Consider the following 15,990-nt stretch of genomic DNA (forward strand, 5'->3'; position numbering starts at 1 on the left):
CGTATTGTATCAGCACAGGTACAAGGAGACCGTGCTGTTCTTCCCGAGCTCGGGCCAGACCTGCCACGCTTACTGCACCTTCTGCTTCCGCTGGCCGCAGTTCGTCGGCATGGACGACATGAAGTTCGACGCCCGCGAAAGCAGCGAGCTGGTGTCCTACCTCGAGAACCATCCCGACGTCACCGACGTCCTGATCACCGGCGGCGACCCGATGATCATGAATACCCGTTCGCTGGCCGAGTTCCTCGAGCCGCTGCTGGAGCCGAACCTGGCCCACATCCAGAACATCCGCATCGGCACCAAGTCGGTGGCCTACTGGCCGCAGCGCTACGTGTCGGACAAGGACAGCGACGATTTGCTGCGCCTGTTCGAGAAAGTCGTTCGATCGGGGAAGAACCTGGCCATCATGGGCCACTACAACCACGCGGTGGAGCTGCGCGCGTCCGTAGCCCAGCAGGCGGTCAAGCGCATCGTCGGCACCGGCGCCACCCTGCGCATGCAGGGCCCGCTGATCCGCCACATCAACGAAGACCCGAAGAGCTGGGCCGAACTGTGGACCACCGGCGTGCGCCTGGGCGCCATCCCGTACTACATGTTCGTCGAGCGCGACACCGGCCCGCGCGACTACTTCGCGCTGCCGCTGGCGCGCGCCCACCAGATCTTCCAGGAGGCCTACTCGATGGTGTCGGGCCTGTCGCGCACCGTGCGCGGTCCCTCGATGAGCGCCTTCCCGGGCAAGGTGGTGATCGACGGCGTGGTGACGATCAACGGCGAGAAGCTGTTCGCGCTGCAGTTCCTGCAGGCGCGCAATCCGGAGTGGGTGCGCCGCCCCTTCTTCGCCAAGTACGATGCCGACGCCACCTGGCTCGACCACCTCAAGCCCGCTTTCGGACGCGACAAGTTCTTCTTCGAGCAGGAGGGCGGCAGTCCGCTGCACGGTCCCGGCGGTCGCGTCATCCCCCTGGTGCCGGCCGGGCAGCTGCGCGGCAACGCAACCCAGGACGCCGCCTGAGATCCGATCGGGGCCCGGCCATGCAGGACCAGACCAGCACGCCACGCCTGTCCGGCGTGGCGGTTTTTTTCTACGTGTTCCTGCCGTTCGCGCTGGGACACTACCTGTCGACACTGCTGCGCAACGTGAACGCGGTGCTGGCCCCCGACCTGGTGGGCGCGCTCGCGCTCACGCCGGCCGAGCTGGGACTGCTCACCAGCGCCTTCTTCTTCGCCTTCGCCCTGGTCCAGCTGCCGGTCGGCATCGCGCTCGACCGCTGGGGGCCGCGCAAGGTGCAGCTGACGATGATGCTGGTCGGCGCCATCGGCGCGCTGCTGTTCTCGCGCGGCAGCGGCTTCGGCCAGCTGGTGGTGGCGCGCGCCGTCATGGGCCTGGGCCTGGGTGGCTGCTTCATGGCGGCGGTCAAGGGAGTCTCGACCTGGATCACCCCAAGCAAGCTGCCCTCGGTGCACGGCTACCTGATCGCGGTAGGGGGACTGGGGGCGGCCACCGCCACCATGCCGGTGCGCCTGGTGCTCGAGTACACCGACTGGCGCGGCCTGTTCGTCATGCTGGCAGGGCTCACCGCCTGCTGCGGCCTGCTGATCGCGCTCGTGTACCCGCGCGACGATGGGAGCGGAGGCGCATCGGTGCCGAGGCGCGGCCCGCTGGGGCAGGCGCTGCGCGAAGTGTTCCGGGCGCCGGTGTTCCGCACCACGGCCTCGCTGGTCCTGATCCCGCATGCGGTGTTCTTCGGCATCCAGGGCTTGTGGATCGGACGCTGGCTGTCGGACGTGGCGCGCTTTCCCGACGCCGCCGTCGCCTACCTGCTGTACATGGGCATGGCCGCGGTGATCTTCGGCGCCATCGGGGTGGGCATGATCACCGAATGGGCCGGGCGGCGCGGCATCGCCCCGCTCGACGTCGCCGCCGCCGGCATCGCCGTCTTCCTGCTGGTGCAGGCCGGCTTCGTCGTCAGCTACAAGCCCAGCTTCCAGCTGCTGTCGGTGCTGTTCACCCTGGTCGGCACCATCACCGGGATCGAGTACGCCATCATCGCGCAATCGATGCCGCGCGAGCTGACCGGGCGCGCGGCGACCTGCCTGAACCTGTTGATCTTCATCGGCGCCTTCGTGGTGCAGGCCGGCTTCGGCCTGATGATCGGCCTGTGGCCGCTCGACGATGCGGGGCAGGTCCCGGCCATGGCCTACCGCGCGGCCTTCGCGATGCTTGTGCTGGTGCAACTGCCGGGCCTGGTCGGCTTCGTGCGGCGGCGCCGGCGCAAAGCGACGCGGGTGGTCGAGGAAGTACAGGCGGTCCCCACCTGAGGCTGGGTTTTCTCTGCGGTAACGGACGGCGCACTATTGCCAGATTGGCTAGTATGCCGGCAAAACGGGCGTCGTCCGTACCTACCGAGAGAACACCATGCGCGACCACACTCTGCTTCGCCTGTCGGCGGGCGCCACGCTCCTGCTGCTCGCTGCCTGCGCCGAAAAATCCACCCTGGCTCCCGGCGCCGACGTCGGTCCGCAGCCGACCCTGGTGGCGCCGAAGAAGTCCATGTTCCCGACCGTGGACATCGCCCCGGCCAAGGGCTGGCCGCAGGGCGGCAAGCCGGTCGCGGCGGCCGGACTGGCGGTGAATGCCATGGCTTCCGGCCTCGACCATCCACGCTGGCTGCACGTGCTGCCCAACGGCGACGTGCTGGTTGCCGAGAGCAATGCGCCGGAACGTCCGGAAGACAAGAAAGGCATCCGGGGCTACGTCATGGGCAAGGTGATGGCGAAGGCCGGCGCCGGCGTGCCGAGCGCGAACCGCATCACGCTGCTGCGCGACGCCGACGGCGACGGCGTGGCGGAGCTGAAGAAGGTCTTCCTGAAGGGCCTGAATTCGCCCTTCGGCATGGCGCTGGTCGGCGACATGCTGTACGTGGCGAACACCGACGGCATCGTGCGCTTCCCCTACAAGGAAGGCGACACCGAGATCACCGCGGGCGCGCAGCAGGTGGCGCCGCTGCCGGGCGGCCCGCTGAACCACCACTGGACCAAGAACATCATCGCCAGCCGGGACGGCCGCAAGCTGTACGCCACCTCGGGCTCGAACAGCAACGTCGCCGAAAACGGCATGGACAAGGAGGTCGACCGCGCCGCCATCCTCGAAGTGGACATCGCCAGCGGCAAGACCCGCCTGTTCGCGTCCGGCCTGCGCAACCCGAACGGCATGGCCTGGAACCCCGAAACCGGCGCCTTGTGGACCGTCGTGAACGAGCGCGACGAGATCGGCAGCGACCTGGTGCCGGACTACCTGACTTCGGTGAAGGACGGCGGCTTCTACGGCTGGCCCTACAGCTGGTACGGCCAGCACGTGGACGAGCGGGTCAAGCCGCCGCGCCCGGACCTGGTAGCCAAGGCCATCGCACCCGACTATGCGCTCGGTGCCCACGTGGCGGCGCTGGGGCTGGCCTTCTATACCGGTTCGCTGCTGCCCCAGTTCGCGAACGGCGCCATCATCGGCCAGCATGGTTCCTGGAACCGCAAGCCGCTGGCGGGCTACAACGTGGTCTACGTGCCGTTCAAGGAGGGCAAGCCGGCCGGCAAGCCGGTCGACATCCTGACGGGCTTCGTGGACAAGAATGGCGATGCGCTCGGCCGTCCGGTCGGCGTGGCGGTGAGCAAGCAGGGCGCGATCCTGGTCGCCGACGATGTCGGGAATGTGATCTGGCGCGTCACGCCGGCCGGCCAGTAGATCGTAGGGTGGGCGGGTCTCCCGCCCACCCTACGCACAGCCTGCGACGAGCAGCAAGGGCAGCCCGGTCCACACGATTCCCACCAGCGCCAGCACGGCGCTGAGTGCGGCCGCCCAGTCCAGCAGCCCGGCATGTTGTGGATCGCGCAGGATGCCGCGCTCACGCCAGGCCAGCCACAGGCACAGCAGCAGCGCCACGCCGCTTGCGACTCCCAGCAGCAGCCGGTCCGGCCCGCCCGCGCGCATCGCGGCCGGGGTGCACTGGGCCGCCGCCAGCAGGTAGCAGAAGCTGAAGTGCGCAGCCCATACCAGCAGGGGCAGGGTGCCGCGCACGAGCTGGCGGAAAAAATGGTCGTGCATGGTTTACTCCATCAGCAGCGGCATCAATGCCGGCAAGCCCTGCACCAGCGCCATGCCGGCCAGGCCCTGCAGCGTCGTGTAGTGCCAGAGCAGGGCGACGTTGTCGAGCGTGGCGCGGCTGTGTTCTCCCAAATGGCCGCGCCAGGCTCGCAGGCACAGGTAGGGGCCGGCGATCGCCAGCACTACCACGTGCAGGCCTTGGTAGCCGAGCAGCGCGCCGATCGCGGCGGCCCAGGCGCTGGCGCTCGGGTCGAGCCCGGCGAACTGGTGGCCGCGCAGGTCCAGCATGAAGGAGGCCGCGGTGCAGCCCAATGCCAGCAGCACCAGCCAGGGCAGGCGGCGCTTGCCGAGCGCGCGCACCGCCAGCAGCATCAGCGCCGAACCGGCCAGCAGCAGGCCGCCGGAGGCCAGCTGCCAGGGCAGGTCCGGCAGGGCGGCGCCGGGCGGCGGGCAGACCAGCAGGCGCATCGACACGTGGACATAGGTGTAGCCGAAGGAGGCGAAGATGCAGGCATCGACCACCAGCATGACCATCGTGCCCCACCACGACTGCGAGGCCGTGGTCCTGGCGTTCACCGGCAGCACCAGGTCGTCGGCGACGCGGGCATGCAGGATCGGCGGCTTGCGGTCCGACTGCCACAGCCAGGCCACCGTGCCGGCCACCGCCATCAGGCCGAACAGCCAGGCCAGCAGCATCGCCTTCACCGTCAGCAGCAGGAAGAAGCCGGCCGTGCCGAGGGCCGCGATGACCGGCAGCCAGCTGTCGCCCGGCAGCACCATCAGGTAGCGCGGCTCGGCCTGGACCGGGCTGGTGGCGATGGTCTCGCGCAGGCCGGTGGCGGTGCCGGGCAGGTAGTGCTGGCCGCGGTCGACTTCTTCCGACAAGGTCGGCTGGTCCCACAGCGGGTCATCCGAGGTGATGCGCGGGATGCTGCGGTTGCCGTAGGATTCCGAGGTGAGCCATTCGAGCGTCGGCGCATTCCAGGGATTGCCGACTTCCTTCTCGGGCCGGCGCAGGGTGCGCACGGCGTCGATGATGAAGAGCAGCACGCCGAAGGCGAACACGAAGGCGCCGACCGTGGACAGCATGTTCAGCAGCTGCCAGCCGAGCTGGGCGTCATAGGTATAGACCCGGCGCGGCATGCCGACCAGGCCGGTGATGTGCATCGGGAAGAAGGCGAGGTTGAAGCCGCCGAACATCAGCCAGAACACCCAGCGCGCCATCTTTTCCGACAGGGGCTGGCCCTTGATCAGCGGGAGCCAGTAGTACATCGCCGCGAACACCGGGAACACCATCCCGCCGATCAGCACGTAGTGCAGGTGGGCCACGATGAAATACGTGTCGTGCACCTGCCAGTCGAAGGGAATCACCGCCACCATCACGCCGGTCAGGCCGCCCAGCACGAAGATGAACATGAAGCCCATCAGGAACAGCGCCGGGGAGTGCATCTGCACGCGCCCGTTCCACAGCGTGGCGATCCAGGCGAACACCTGGATGCCGGTCGGGATCGCCACCGCCATGCTGGCCGCCGAGATGAAGCTCATCTCGAGCACGCCCAGGCCCGCCGCAAACATGTGGTGGGCCCACAGCGCGAAGCTGAAGAAGCCGACGCCGACCAGGGCTACGATGATGGCGCGCCGCCCCACCAGCCGGGTGGCGGCGATGGTCGGGATCATGGTCGAGACCATGCCGGCGGCGGGCAGGAAGATGATGTAGACCTCGGGGTGGCCGAAGAACCAGAACAGGTGCTGCCACAGGATCGGGTCGCCGCCGCGCTCGGCGATGAAGAAGGGCCAGTCGAAGGCGCGTTCCAGTTCCAGCAGGGCGGTGCCGGCGATCACCGCCGGGAAGGCGAACACGATCATCACCGCCACCACCAGCATGGCCCAGGCATACACCGGCATGCGGCGCAGCGTCATGCCGGGCGCGCGCGTGAACAGGATGCCGACGATCAGCTCGACCGCGCCGGCGATCGCCGAGATCTCGATGAAGCCGATCCCCAGCAGCCAGAAGTCGGCGTTCAGGCCGGGCGAATACTGGTTGCCCGTGTAGGGCGGGTACATGAACCAGCCGCCGTCCGGCGCCAGGCCGACGAAGATGGTGCAGAAGAAGGCCAGGCCGCCGAAGGCATAGGCCCAGTAGGCGTAGGCCGAGAGGCGCGGGAAGGGCAGGTCGCGCGCGCCCAGCATGTTCGGCAGCAGGTAGACCGCGATCGCCTCGACGATGGGAATCGCGAACAGGAACATCATCACCGTGCCGTGCATGGTGAAGACCTGGTTGTAAGTGTCCGGGCTGAGCAGGGTGTTGTCGGGCACGGCCAGCTGCACCCGCATCAGCAGCGCCAGGATGCCGGCCAGGATGAAGAACAGCAGCGCGGTGCCGATGTAGAGCAGGCCGATGCTGGTGTTATTCACCGACTTGAAGAAGCGCCAGCCGGTGGGGGTGCGCCAGACTTCCTTGAGGCGCTCGAATTCGCCGTCCGGACGGGGGAGTGAACTGGGCAAACTCATTTCAGGTGCTCGAGGTAGGTGGCCAGGGCGCGCAGCGTGTCGCGGTCGAGTTCCGGCGAACCGGGCATGAAGACGCCGGGCTTGGCGGCCTGCGGGTCGGCGATCCAGCCGCCCAGGGTGTCGCGGTGGGTGCGCAGCAGGCCGGCCCCGATGTGCATGCGGCTGCCGACGTGGGTCAGGTCGGGACCCAGGCGCGATCCTTCGGCCACGCCGCGGATCGTGTGGCAGGCCTGGCAGCGCTGTTCCAGGAAGACTCTGCGGCCGCGTTCGAGCACCGGGGAGTTCGCCGGCAGGGCCGGCTGGGCCTGGCGCGCCAGCCAGGCCGCGAAGTCCTGCGGGCTGGACGCCACCACGTGCAGCGCCATCCGCGCATGCTGGGCGCCGCAGTATTCGGCGCACTGGCCGCGGTAGATGCCGGGCTGGTCGGCGCGCAGGGTCAGGCCGGTGACCCGGCCCGGCACCATGTCGCGCTTTCCCGCCAGCGAGGGCACCCACAGGCTGTGGATCACGTCGGCCGAATTCAGGCCGAGGTAGACCGCGCGCCCGGTCGGGATGTGGATCTCGTTGGCGGTGACGATCTCGCGTCCGCTCGCCGGGTCGTGGTAGCGCACTTCCCACCACCACATCTTGGCGGTCACGGAAATGGTCAGCGCATCGCGCGAGGACTGCGGCGCCAGCTGGGTGCTGCGCCAGGTGCTCCAGGCCAGCAGCGCGGTGAGGACCACGACGGGGAAGGCGATGCCGCCGCCGCCGATCCACAGCAGCGCGCGTGCCGGCCGTTCGCGGCGCCGCAGGCTGAGCGCCAGCAGCGCCATCACGGCGGCGAAGATCAGGGCGCCGGCGCCGAACATCACCCAGGCGAACTGGCTGATGATGGCGGCGTCCCAGCCGGCCGGTTGCAGGACCGAGTGCAGGGCGCTGGTTGTCGTGCTCATCGGAGGGTGTACAGGAAGGCTGCGATGTGGCGCGCTTCCTGTTCCGTGAGGCCCATCGGCGGCATCTCGGTGCCGGGCTTGACGGCGTGCGGCACGCGCAGCCAGCGCAGCATGTTGGCGGGCTGGTTGGGGATGCCGCCGGCGATGTAGCTCAGGCGGCCGATGTGGTCGAGCGCCGGGCCTTCCCGGCCGGCCGCGCCCTGCACTCCCGGGATCGTGTGGCAGGCGCCGCACTGGTACTGGGTCACCAGGCGTAGGCCCTGCCGCACCTCGCCGCCGGGGACGATCGAACGTGGATCTTCCTTGCACCCGCCGAGCAGCACCGCGCCGGCCAGCATCATGCCGGCAAGTCCTCGGGTATGGCGGACGGAATCGCGGGAAGGGCAGGTGCGCACGCTTGGGGAATCGACATTGTTGGGGTGGCTTTTATAATACACAAAGAGTGATGCAATTTTTTTAACGAACCCAATCGGACGCACCCCTTTCCATGCTCTCGAACCGCCACCGGCTGATCGTGAAGACCGCTGTACTGACGCTGGTGGCGGCGGGCGTCAGCGCGGGAGCGGCCGGCCTCGCGGTCCTGTACGGCGGCTGGTACAACCTCGGGGCCACGGCCCAGCACTTCCCCTTCGTGTACACGGTGCTGGAAGAGGGCATGAAGCATTCGGTGCGCAATCACGCACAGGACATCGTGATGCCCAAGTCTGGATTAGGAGGCGAGCAGCAGCTGCGCCTGGGCGCCCGGGTCTACCGCGACAAGTGCGCGCAGTGCCACGGCGGACCCGGGTTTGCCCAGTCCACCATCGGCATGAGCATGCAGCCGATTCCGGGCCCGCTGGTGGATGCGACCCAGCGCTGGGAGCCGCGCGAGCTGTACTGGGTCACGAAGAACGGCATCAAGATGAGCGGCATGCCGGCCTGGGAATACCACCTGCGCGAGGACGAGCTGTGGGCGGTGGTGGCCTTCGTCACACGGATGCCGGCGATGAGCGCGCGGGACTATCGGGCGTGGACCGAGCAGAAAGCGGTGCCATGAAAGCCTGGACGATCCTGCCTATGGTCCTGGCGCTGGCGGCCTGCTCGCCCAAGCGCCCGCCGGTGGGCGTGCAGGGCGACCCGGAGCGCGGCAAGATCGCGGTGACGCAGTATGCCTGCCAGTCCTGCCACCTGATTCCCGGCGTGCCGGGATCGAAGGTCTACGTCGGCCGTCCCCTGTCGGATATGGCGCGGCGCAAGCTGCTGGCGGGCGCGCTGCCGGCCGACCAGGCCGGCCTGGTGCGCTGGATCCGCGATCCGCAATCGGTCGATCCCGACACCGCGATGCCGAACATGGGCGTGAGCGAGCGCGATGCCCTGGATATCAGCGCCTACCTCCTGACCCGCTGAGCTTTGGTATCATCGCCCCCTGTTCAACACGGGGAAGACAAGAATGAGATTGGTACGCTATGGCCGTCCCGGCAAGGAAAAGCCGGGCCTGTTCGACGAAGAAGGCCGCCTGCGCGACCTGTCCGGGATCATCGACGACATCGATGGGTCGCAACTGAACGACAAGGCACTGCGCAAGCTGGCGAAGACCGACTGGAAGACCCTGCCTCTGGTGCGCGGCAACCCGCGCCTGGGCGTGCCGGTCAAGGGTGTCGGCAAGTTCATCGGCATCGGCATGAACTATGCCGACCACGCCGCCGAGACCGGCGCCACGGTGCCGAAGGAACCGATCTTCTTCACCAAGGCCATCAGCTGCCTGTCCGGCCCGGACGATCCGGTCCAGCTGCCGAAGGGCTCGAAGAAGACCGACTGGGAAGTCGAGCTGGGCGTCGTGATCGGCACCCGCGCGCAATACGTCGGCGAAGACGAGGCGCTCAAGTACGTGGCCGGCTATTGCGTGGTCAACGACGTGTCCGAGCGCGCCTTCCAGTTCGAGCTGGGCTCGCAGTGGGACAAGGGCAAGGGTTGCGACACCTTCGGCCCGGTCGGTCCCTTCCTGGTGACCCGCGACGAAATCTACGACGTGCAGGACCTCGACCTCTACCTGGAACTGAACGGGAAGCGCATGCAGACCGGGAATACCGCCAACATGATCTTCACGGTGGCGCAAATCGTCAGCTACGTGTCGCGCTTCATGACCCTGGAGCCGGGCGACATCATCACCACCGGCACCCCGCCGGGCGTGGGCATGGGACGCTCGCCGCAGCGCTTCCTCAAGAAAGGCGACAAGCTGCGCCTCGGCATCGCGGGTCTGGGGGAGCAGCAGCAGGAAGTGGTGGCCTTCCCCAAGTAAGCCGCAAGCTAGTCCGGCATCGGTTCCGCGCTCGACGCCGGCACCGCCGTCCTGGCCGTGTTCATCACCATGGCCAGGAGGGTGTAGTACCCGTTGACCCCCATGAGATCGACCACCCCCTGCTCGCCGAACAGCGCGAGCGCGTCGGCGTACACCCGGTCCGATACCGATTTCCTTTCATGCAGCTCGACGCAGAAGTCGTGCACCACCGCTTCGTCCACCAGCATGTCCGCGGGCCGCCGGCGCTGCGCGATCGCGTGGATCACGGAGGCCGGAATGCCCACCTGGGCCGCGATCGGCGCGTGGATCGCCCATTCCACCTGCTGGTTCCACTGGCGCGCCGTGACCAGGATCGCCAGTTCCGACAGGCGCACCCCGATCGCGCTGCGGTAGCGCAGGTATTCGCCCATGCGCTGGGCATATTCCATCAGCTCGGGGCTGCGCAGCAGCGGCACGAAGGGCCCGTACACCGCGCCGCGCGGCCCGTCGATGATGGCCTGGGCCGCGGCGCGCTGGGCCGGGGTCATGGCGTCTGGCGCGATCGGTCCGAGTCGGTCGCTCATGGAATGGTTTGCATGTTGTAATTAGAAAATAATTGCACAGCGTTCTTTAAAAATCAAAAGAACCGGCGCGCGACACGCTTATCGTCAAATCCTTGTTCTGACGAAGGGAGTCGCAATGAGCCATATCCTCCACCGCAACCTGCGCCAGGTGCCGCCGACCGCGGTGTCCGCCGATGGTATCCGCATGCGCGACAAGGCCGGCCGGGTCTACATCGACGCCAGCGGCGGTGCGGCCGTGTCCTCGCTGGGCCACGGGCACCCGGACGTGATCGCCGCCATGCACCGCCAGATCGACCGCTGTGCCTATGCCCACACCTCTTTCTTCACCACCGACGTGGCCGAGGAGCTGGCGGACCGCCTGATCGCCGGCGCGCCCCAGGACATCGGCGGCGTCTACCTGGTCTCGGGCGGCTCGGAAGCGATGGAGACGGCGCTCAAGCTGGCGCGCCAGTACTGGGTGGAGGCGGGCGAAGCGCAGCGCCGGCTGTTCGTGGCGCGGCGCCAGAGCTACCACGGCAACACTCTGGGCGCGCTGGCGGTGGGCGGCAACGAGTGGCGCCGCAAGGCCTTCGCGCCGCTCCTGATGGACACGGTGCGGGTAGGGGCCTGCTACGAATACCGCGGCCGCGCCGCCCACCAGAGCGTGGACGACTACACCGCCGGCCTGCTCGACGAGCTGGAAACCCGGATCCTCGAGGCCGGGCCGGAGAACATCATCGCTTTCGTCGCCGAACCGGTGGTGGGTGCTACCGGCGGCGCGATCCCCCCGACGCCGGGCTACTTCCAGGGCGTGCGCGACATCTGCGACCGCTACCGCATCCTGTTCATCGCCGACGAGGTGATGTGCGGGATGGGCCGCACCGGCACCATGTACGCGATCGAGCAGGACGGCGTGGCGCCGGACATCATCGCGATCGCCAAGGGCCTGGGCGCCGGCTACCAGCCGATCGGCGCGGTGCTGGCGCACCAGACCATCGTCGACTGCCTGCGCGGCGGCAGCGGCGTGTTCCAGCACGGGCACACCTACATCGGCCATCCGGTGGCCGCCGCCGCCGCGCTGGAGGTGCAGAAGGTGATCGAGCGCGACGATCTGCTCGGGCGCGTGCGCAGCCACGGCGCCACGCTGCGGCGCATGCTGGGCGACGTCTTCGGGGTGCACGAGCACGTGGGCGACATCCGCGGACGCGGGATGTTCCTGGCGCTGGAATTCGTGCAGGACCGCGCAACAAAAGCGCCGTTCGCGCCGGAGCGCAAGCTGCATGCGGCGATCAAGGCCAAGGCGATGGAGAACGGGCTGATGGTGTACCCGATGGGCGGGACGATCGACGGACAGTATGGGGATCACGTGCTGCTGGCGCCGCCGTTCATTGCGACGGCGGCGGATCTGTCGGAGATCGTGTCAAGGCTGGCGGATGCGGTGGAGGCGGCGCTTCATATGTAGGGTGGACGGCTCCACCCCATCGTTCGAACGATCTGCAGCGCGGATTGCCGTCCGCGCGTTCAATCAGCGCACGATCAGCCGCGACGTCTGCTCAAGCGTGATTTGAACGCGCGGACGGCAAAGCCGTCCACCCTACGCGATTACTTTTCGCAGCCACTTCGAAATATCCTGCACCTCTTCCAGGCACAGCGAGTGCTGCATCATGTACTCGTGCCACTCGACCTGGTAACCCATCGATACCAGCACCTCTTTCGACTCGCGCGCACGGGCGAAAGGCACCACGTTGTCGTGGGTGCCGTGGGCCATGAAGATCGGCGTGGCCAGGCTTTCTTCGGTGCGTTCGGCCGCCACGGTGGCGGCCAGCGGCAGGTAGCCGGACAGGCACAGCATGCCGGCCAGCTTTTCCGGATGGCGCATGCCGGTCTGCAGGGTCATCGCGCAGCCCTGCGAGAAGCCGGCCAGGATGATGCGCGAGGCCGGGATGCCGCGCGCCTTTTCGCGGGCGATCAGCGCTTCCACGTCACGCTGCGAGGCGCGCAGGCCGCCTTCGTCCTCGCGGCGGGTCAGCTCGGCGCCGGTGATGTCGTACCAGGCGCGCATCACGTAGCCGCCGTTGATCGTCACCGGCATCGTCTTCGCATGCGGGAAGACGAAACGGATGCCGGGCAGGCCGGAGAGGTCCAGTTCGTTCACCAGCGGCACGAAGTCATTGCCGTCGGCGCCCAGGCCGTGCAGCCAGATGACCGCCACTTGCGGATTCGGCGCGGTTTCGATCTCGATGTTTTGCAGCAGTTGAGTCATTCAGTTTCCTTTAGGCCGCAGGAGGACGCAGCGCCGATTTCGGGCGGAAAGTCTTGCTGACGAGCGGGTTGGTTTCCATGTAGGGGCCGCCGATCAGGTCGATGCAGTAGGGGACGGCCGCGAAGATGCCGCCGACGAGCACATTGCCGGCATCGTCCTTCAGGCCTTCGAGCGTCTCCTTGATCGACTTCGGCTGGCCCGGCAGATTCATGACCAGGGCCGCGTGGCCATTGGTCTCGCGGATCACCGCGGTCTGGCGCGACAGGATCGCGGTCGGCACGAAGCGCAGGCTGATCTGGCGCATCTGTTCGCCGAAGCCGGGCATCTCCTTGGTCCCGACGGCAAGCGTCGCCTCGGGCGTCACGTCGCGCCTTGCGGGCCCGGTGCCGCCAGTGGTCAGGACCAGGTGGCAGCGCGCCGTGTCGACCAGGTCGACCAGGGTGCGTTCGATCTCCGCGCGTTCGTCGGGGATCAGGCGCGTTTCCAGTCGATAGGGGGTGGTGATCGCCTGCGCCAGCCAGTCGGTCAGGGCGGGAATGCCCTTGTCCTCGTAGACCCCGCCGCTGGCGCGGTCCGAGACCGACACCAGGCCGATCACCAGTTCGGCGTCACTCGTCGTCGGACTCGTCATCGACCGCTTCCTCGTCGCCGGCGTCGGCCTGCTTGGCCTTCTTGCCCAGGTCCTTCAGGATCTGGAAGATTTCGCGGTAGGCCTTGGGCGGCTTGTTCTCCGCCTGTTCCTTGCGCGCGTTGCGGATCAGGGTACGCAGGTGCTGCACGTCCAGTTCCGGGTTCTCTTCGAGCAGCTGGGTCAGGGCCTTGTCGTCGGCCAGCAGCTTTTCGCGGCGGCGTTCGAGGGCGTGCAGCGCGGCGGTCTCCGCCTTGGAGGCACCCTTCCAGCTGTCGATGGTGCGCTGGATGACGGCGACTTCTTCCTCGTCCAGGGTGCGCATCTTCTTGCCCACGAACTGCAGGGCGCGGCGGCGGCCCTCGTGGTTGCTGATGCTCTGGCAGGTCAGGATGGCTTCCTTGACGTCTTCCGGCATCTCGACGCGCTTGACGCGGTCGCGCGGCGCGTCGACCAGCTGTTCGCCGAGCTTCTGCAGCTCGTTCGACTGGCGCTTGGCCTCTGACTTGGACGGGCGTTCGTATTCTTGCTCGAATTCGTTGGACTGGAAGCCGACGGAGCCGCGATTTGGATTAGGCATGATATTGATTGATCCGATTGGCAGGGAGCCGATCAGTGAAAACTGTAAACGGCTGCTATGATAACTGTTTTAGGGCCCGCTACGAAAAACACGACATGAACGACTCCGCTTCGACCTCCGCGCCTACCGCCGTGTTCCCCCACACCCAGGACCAGCTGAAACAGCTCGCCCGCGACGTTTTGGCGTTTGCGAAAGAACAGGGCGCCACCGATGCCTCGGTCGAGATCAGCGAAGGGAGCGGCCTGTCGGTTTCCGTGCGTAAAGGCACGATCGAGACCATCGAGCAGAACCGCGACAAGGGCATCGGCGTCACCGTCTATTACGGCCAGCGGCGCGGCAACGCGAATACCTCCGATTTCTCGACCAAGTCCCTGAAGGATACCGTGGAAGCGGCCTGGAACATCGCCCGCTTCACCGCCGAAGACGACTGCGCCGGCCTGCCCGATGCCGAACTGCTGGAAACCAGCCCGCGCGACCTGCGCCTGTTCTACCCCTGGCAGATCAGCACCGAGGAAGCTGTCGAACTCGCCCAGCGCTGCGAGAACGCGGCCTTCGAGGTCGACCCGCGCATCAGCAACAGCGAAGGCGCCAGCGTCTACGTGCAGCAGTCGCACTTCGTCGGCGCCAATTCGCGCGGCTTCATCGGCGGCTACCCGTTCTCGCGCCACACCATCTCGGTGGCGCCGATCGCCGGCAAGGGCAACAAGATGCAGCGCGACGACTGGTACACCTCGGCGCGCGACCCCAAAAAACTGGCCAGGCCGGAAGCGGTCGGCCGCTATGCCGCCGAGCGCGCACTGGCGCGCCTGAATGCGCGCAAGCTCGACACCCGCACCTGCCCGGTGCTGTTCGAGGCGCCGCTGGCGGCCGGCCTGCTCGGCGCCTTCGTGCAAGCGGTGTCGGGCGGCGCGCTGTACCGCAAGTCGAGCTTCCTGCTCGACTCGCTCGGCAAGCAGGTCTTCCCGGACCACATCAACATCGTCGAAGACCCGCACCTGATCGGCGCGGTCGGCTCCGCGCCCTTCGATGAGGAAGGCGTGCGCACCACCCGCCGCAAAGTGGTCGACAATGGCGTGCTGCAGGGTTATTTCCTGTCCTCTTACTCGGCACGCAAGCTGGGCATGCAGACCACCGGTAACGCCGGCGGTTCGCACAATCTCGACCTGGTCTCGACGCAAACCAAACGTGCCGACGACTTCGAAGGCATGCTGCGCAAGATGGGTACCGGCCTGCTGGTCACCGAACTGATGGGCCAGGGCGTCAACTATGTCACCGGCGACTATTCGCGCGGCGCTTCCGGCTACTGGGTCGAGAACGGCGTGATCCAGTACCCGGTGGAAGAAATCACCATCGCAGGCAATATGCGAGAGATGTTCACGCAAATCGTGGCTATCGGCAACGATGTCCTCACCCGCGGCAACAAGTCCACCGGCTCGATCCTGATCGAGAAGATGGTCATTGCCGGCAGCTAAACAGGAGCAGGCCATGAGTAAATTCGTTCGCATCGACAAGGAAAACAGCCAGAAGAGCGTCCTGCTCAACCTCGACCTGGTGGCCACGGTCGAGCTGTCGCAACCTTCCGACCTGCTGAGCTCGGGCAACGAGGCCCGCAAGGCCTATGCGACCTTCCTGGCGCCCGACAAGACCACCATCGCCACCCTGCATTTCGATTCGCTCGCCGACGCAAGCAGCTGGGTGAACAAGCACCTCGGCGTCGAACTCTGATCCGCCCGCATGGCGGCTGAAAACAAGACCCGGGCAAACGGCGCCAGCGTGCGCGACTACCTCGCTGCGATTCCCGATGCCGGACGGCGCCAGGACTGCGACACCATCGTGGCGATGATGAGCAGGGTGACGGGGGCGCCGCCCGTCATGTGGGGCGACAGCATCGTCGGCTTCGACAGCTATCACTACCGCTACGCCAGCGGCCGCGAAGGCGACGCTCCCCTTGCCGGCTTCTCGTCGCGCAAGGGCGACATCAGCATCTATCTGTCCTGCGAGCTGCCGCCGACCGACGCGCTGCGCCAGCGCCTGGGCAAGCACAAGATGGGCAAGGCCTGCCTGTACCTGCGCCGGCTGGACGATGTCGACCTGACCGTGCTGGAACAGCTGGTGGCCGAGGCGGCCGCCGCCACCCGGGCGCATTACCCCGCCTGA

At 67.4% G+C, this 15,990-nt stretch carries 17 protein-coding genes and 1 pseudogene; 10 read left to right on the forward strand and 8 right to left on the reverse strand.

Going from position 1 to position 15,990, the window contains the following annotated elements; translation table 11 throughout:
• Nucleotides 1-10: 10 nt before the first annotated feature.
• From ACSQ25_RS02820 to ACSQ25_RS02830, 3 genes and pseudogenes are all read left to right on the forward strand, one after another.
• Nucleotides 11-1,012 (forward strand): annotated as a pseudogene (locus tag ACSQ25_RS02820) (KamA family radical SAM protein); the annotation flags it as partial.
• A gap of 20 nt (nucleotides 1,013-1,032) precedes the next feature.
• On the forward strand, nucleotides 1,033-2,319 hold the full coding sequence (locus tag ACSQ25_RS02825; RefSeq protein ID WP_436104198.1) for an MFS transporter: 1,287 nt from the start codon (nucleotides 1,033-1,035) through the stop codon (nucleotides 2,317-2,319).
• A gap of 97 nt (nucleotides 2,320-2,416) precedes the next feature.
• On the forward strand, nucleotides 2,417-3,736 hold the full coding sequence (locus ACSQ25_RS02830; protein WP_436104199.1) for a PQQ-dependent sugar dehydrogenase: 1,320 nt from the start codon (nucleotides 2,417-2,419) through the stop codon (nucleotides 3,734-3,736).
• A gap of 30 nt (nucleotides 3,737-3,766) precedes the next feature.
• Here ACSQ25_RS02830 and ACSQ25_RS02835 read toward each other — a convergent pair whose 3' ends face one another.
• Genes ACSQ25_RS02835 through ACSQ25_RS02850 form a run of 4 tightly spaced genes read right to left on the reverse strand, consistent with a single transcriptional unit; the run spans nucleotide 3,767 to nucleotide 7,883 of the window.
• Nucleotides 3,767-4,096 carry a hypothetical protein gene (locus ACSQ25_RS02835; protein ID WP_436104200.1) on the reverse strand — a complete coding sequence of 110 codons (330 nt, stop codon included), beginning with the start codon at nucleotides 4,094-4,096 and terminating at the stop codon, nucleotides 3,767-3,769.
• A gap of 3 nt (nucleotides 4,097-4,099) precedes the next feature.
• A complete protein-coding gene (gene ctaD, locus ACSQ25_RS02840; protein ID WP_436104201.1) occupies nucleotides 4,100-6,607 on the reverse strand; it encodes a cytochrome c oxidase subunit I in 2,508 nt (835 codons plus the stop codon).
• Nucleotides 6,604-7,542: a cytochrome c oxidase subunit II gene (locus ACSQ25_RS02845; RefSeq protein ID WP_436104202.1), complete on the reverse strand. Its 939-nt coding sequence runs from the start codon at nucleotides 7,540-7,542 to the stop codon at nucleotides 6,604-6,606. The genes ctaD and ACSQ25_RS02845 overlap by 4 nt, the downstream gene beginning before the upstream one ends.
• Nucleotides 7,539-7,883, reverse strand: coding sequence for a c-type cytochrome (locus ACSQ25_RS02850; protein WP_436104203.1), 345 nt, complete (start codon nucleotides 7,881-7,883; stop codon nucleotides 7,539-7,541). Before ACSQ25_RS02850 ends, ACSQ25_RS02845 begins: the two co-directional genes overlap by 4 nt.
• Before the next feature lie 146 nt (nucleotides 7,884-8,029).
• Between ACSQ25_RS02850 and ACSQ25_RS02855 the strand changes: the two genes are divergently transcribed.
• Genes ACSQ25_RS02855 through ACSQ25_RS02865 form a run of 3 tightly spaced genes read left to right on the forward strand, consistent with a single transcriptional unit; the run spans nucleotide 8,030 to nucleotide 9,820 of the window.
• Entirely contained in the window at nucleotides 8,030-8,578 is a 549-nt protein-coding gene (locus ACSQ25_RS02855) for a c-type cytochrome (protein ID WP_436104204.1), read from the forward strand.
• On the forward strand, nucleotides 8,575-8,928 hold the full coding sequence (locus ACSQ25_RS02860; RefSeq protein ID WP_436104205.1) for a c-type cytochrome: 354 nt from the start codon (nucleotides 8,575-8,577) through the stop codon (nucleotides 8,926-8,928). Before ACSQ25_RS02855 ends, ACSQ25_RS02860 begins: the two co-directional genes overlap by 4 nt.
• 43 nt (nucleotides 8,929-8,971) lie before the next feature.
• The gene (locus ACSQ25_RS02865) at nucleotides 8,972-9,820 is read left to right on the forward strand and encodes a fumarylacetoacetate hydrolase family protein (RefSeq protein WP_436104206.1); all 849 of its coding nucleotides are present in this window, start codon (nucleotides 8,972-8,974) and stop codon (nucleotides 9,818-9,820) included.
• Between the two features lie 8 nt (nucleotides 9,821-9,828).
• Here the strand turns inward: ACSQ25_RS02865 and ACSQ25_RS02870 are convergent, their stop codons facing one another.
• A complete protein-coding gene (locus tag ACSQ25_RS02870) occupies nucleotides 9,829-10,383 on the reverse strand; it encodes a carboxymuconolactone decarboxylase family protein (protein ID WP_436104207.1) in 555 nt (184 codons plus the stop codon).
• A gap of 115 nt (nucleotides 10,384-10,498) precedes the next feature.
• Here ACSQ25_RS02870 and ACSQ25_RS02875 point away from each other — a divergent pair, with 115 nt between their 5' ends.
• Entirely contained in the window at nucleotides 10,499-11,824 is a 1,326-nt protein-coding gene (locus tag ACSQ25_RS02875; protein WP_436104208.1) for an aspartate aminotransferase family protein, read from the forward strand.
• Between the two features lie 132 nt (nucleotides 11,825-11,956).
• Here ACSQ25_RS02875 and ACSQ25_RS02880 read toward each other — a convergent pair whose 3' ends face one another.
• Genes ACSQ25_RS02880 through yjgA form a run of 3 tightly spaced genes read right to left on the reverse strand, consistent with a single transcriptional unit; the run spans nucleotide 11,957 to nucleotide 13,833 of the window.
• A complete protein-coding gene (locus ACSQ25_RS02880) occupies nucleotides 11,957-12,625 on the reverse strand; it encodes an alpha/beta hydrolase (RefSeq protein ID WP_436104209.1) in 669 nt (222 codons plus the stop codon).
• 10 nt (nucleotides 12,626-12,635) lie between these two features.
• On the reverse strand, nucleotides 12,636-13,256 hold the full coding sequence (mog, locus tag ACSQ25_RS02885; RefSeq protein WP_436104210.1) for a molybdopterin adenylyltransferase: 621 nt from the start codon (nucleotides 13,254-13,256) through the stop codon (nucleotides 12,636-12,638).
• Nucleotides 13,234-13,833 (reverse strand): ribosome biogenesis factor YjgA, encoded by a 600-nt coding sequence (gene yjgA / locus ACSQ25_RS02890; protein WP_436104211.1) that lies wholly within the window; start codon nucleotides 13,831-13,833, stop codon nucleotides 13,234-13,236. The genes mog and yjgA overlap by 23 nt, the downstream gene beginning before the upstream one ends.
• Nucleotides 13,834-13,928: 95 nt before the next feature.
• Between yjgA and pmbA the strand changes: the two genes are divergently transcribed.
• Genes pmbA through ACSQ25_RS02905 form a run of 3 tightly spaced genes read left to right on the forward strand, consistent with a single transcriptional unit; the run spans nucleotide 13,929 to nucleotide 15,990 of the window.
• A complete protein-coding gene (pmbA, locus tag ACSQ25_RS02895; RefSeq protein ID WP_436104212.1) occupies nucleotides 13,929-15,305 on the forward strand; it encodes a metalloprotease PmbA in 1,377 nt (458 codons plus the stop codon).
• 13 nt (nucleotides 15,306-15,318) lie between these two features.
• Entirely contained in the window at nucleotides 15,319-15,558 is a 240-nt protein-coding gene (locus ACSQ25_RS02900; RefSeq protein WP_436104213.1) for a hypothetical protein, read from the forward strand.
• A gap of 9 nt (nucleotides 15,559-15,567) precedes the next feature.
• A complete protein-coding gene (locus tag ACSQ25_RS02905) occupies nucleotides 15,568-15,990 on the forward strand; it encodes a DUF1801 domain-containing protein (protein WP_436104214.1) in 423 nt (140 codons plus the stop codon).

This window comes from Massilia sp. LjRoot122, from assembly GCF_964252725.1.
In the GTDB taxonomy this organism is placed as follows: Bacteria; Pseudomonadota; Gammaproteobacteria; order Burkholderiales; family Burkholderiaceae_D; genus Telluria.

Excerpts from the sequence above, each read along its gene's own strand:
- ACSQ25_RS02860 (WP_436104205.1), top strand. The coding sequence starts at position 8,575 with ATGAAAGCCTGGACGATCCTGCCTATGGTCCTGGCGCTGGCGGCCTGC.
- ctaD (WP_436104201.1), bottom strand. The coding sequence starts at position 6,607 with ATGAGTTTGCCCAGTTCACTCCCCCGTCCGGACGGCGAATTCGAGCGC.
- ACSQ25_RS02855 (WP_436104204.1), top strand. The coding sequence starts at position 8,030 with ATGCTCTCGAACCGCCACCGGCTGATCGTGAAGACCGCTGTACTGACG.
- ACSQ25_RS02825 (WP_436104198.1), top strand. The coding sequence starts at position 1,033 with ATGCAGGACCAGACCAGCACGCCACGCCTGTCCGGCGTGGCGGTTTTT.
- ACSQ25_RS02850 (WP_436104203.1), bottom strand. The coding sequence starts at position 7,883 with ATGATGCTGGCCGGCGCGGTGCTGCTCGGCGGGTGCAAGGAAGATCCA.
- ACSQ25_RS02870 (WP_436104207.1), bottom strand. The coding sequence starts at position 10,383 with ATGAGCGACCGACTCGGACCGATCGCGCCAGACGCCATGACCCCGGCC.
- ACSQ25_RS02830 (WP_436104199.1), top strand. The coding sequence starts at position 2,417 with ATGCGCGACCACACTCTGCTTCGCCTGTCGGCGGGCGCCACGCTCCTG.
- ACSQ25_RS02905 (WP_436104214.1), top strand. The coding sequence starts at position 15,568 with ATGGCGGCTGAAAACAAGACCCGGGCAAACGGCGCCAGCGTGCGCGAC.
- ACSQ25_RS02880 (WP_436104209.1), bottom strand. The coding sequence starts at position 12,625 with ATGACTCAACTGCTGCAAAACATCGAGATCGAAACCGCGCCGAATCCG.
- ACSQ25_RS02875 (WP_436104208.1), top strand. The coding sequence starts at position 10,499 with ATGAGCCATATCCTCCACCGCAACCTGCGCCAGGTGCCGCCGACCGCG.
- yjgA (WP_436104211.1), bottom strand. The coding sequence starts at position 13,833 with ATGCCTAATCCAAATCGCGGCTCCGTCGGCTTCCAGTCCAACGAATTC.
- ACSQ25_RS02865 (WP_436104206.1), top strand. The coding sequence starts at position 8,972 with ATGAGATTGGTACGCTATGGCCGTCCCGGCAAGGAAAAGCCGGGCCTG.
- ACSQ25_RS02835 (WP_436104200.1), bottom strand. The coding sequence starts at position 4,096 with ATGCACGACCATTTTTTCCGCCAGCTCGTGCGCGGCACCCTGCCCCTG.
- ACSQ25_RS02845 (WP_436104202.1), bottom strand. The coding sequence starts at position 7,542 with ATGAGCACGACAACCAGCGCCCTGCACTCGGTCCTGCAACCGGCCGGC.
- pmbA (WP_436104212.1), top strand. The coding sequence starts at position 13,929 with ATGAACGACTCCGCTTCGACCTCCGCGCCTACCGCCGTGTTCCCCCAC.
- mog (WP_436104210.1), bottom strand. The coding sequence starts at position 13,256 with ATGACGAGTCCGACGACGAGTGACGCCGAACTGGTGATCGGCCTGGTG.
- ACSQ25_RS02900 (WP_436104213.1), top strand. The coding sequence starts at position 15,319 with ATGAGTAAATTCGTTCGCATCGACAAGGAAAACAGCCAGAAGAGCGTC.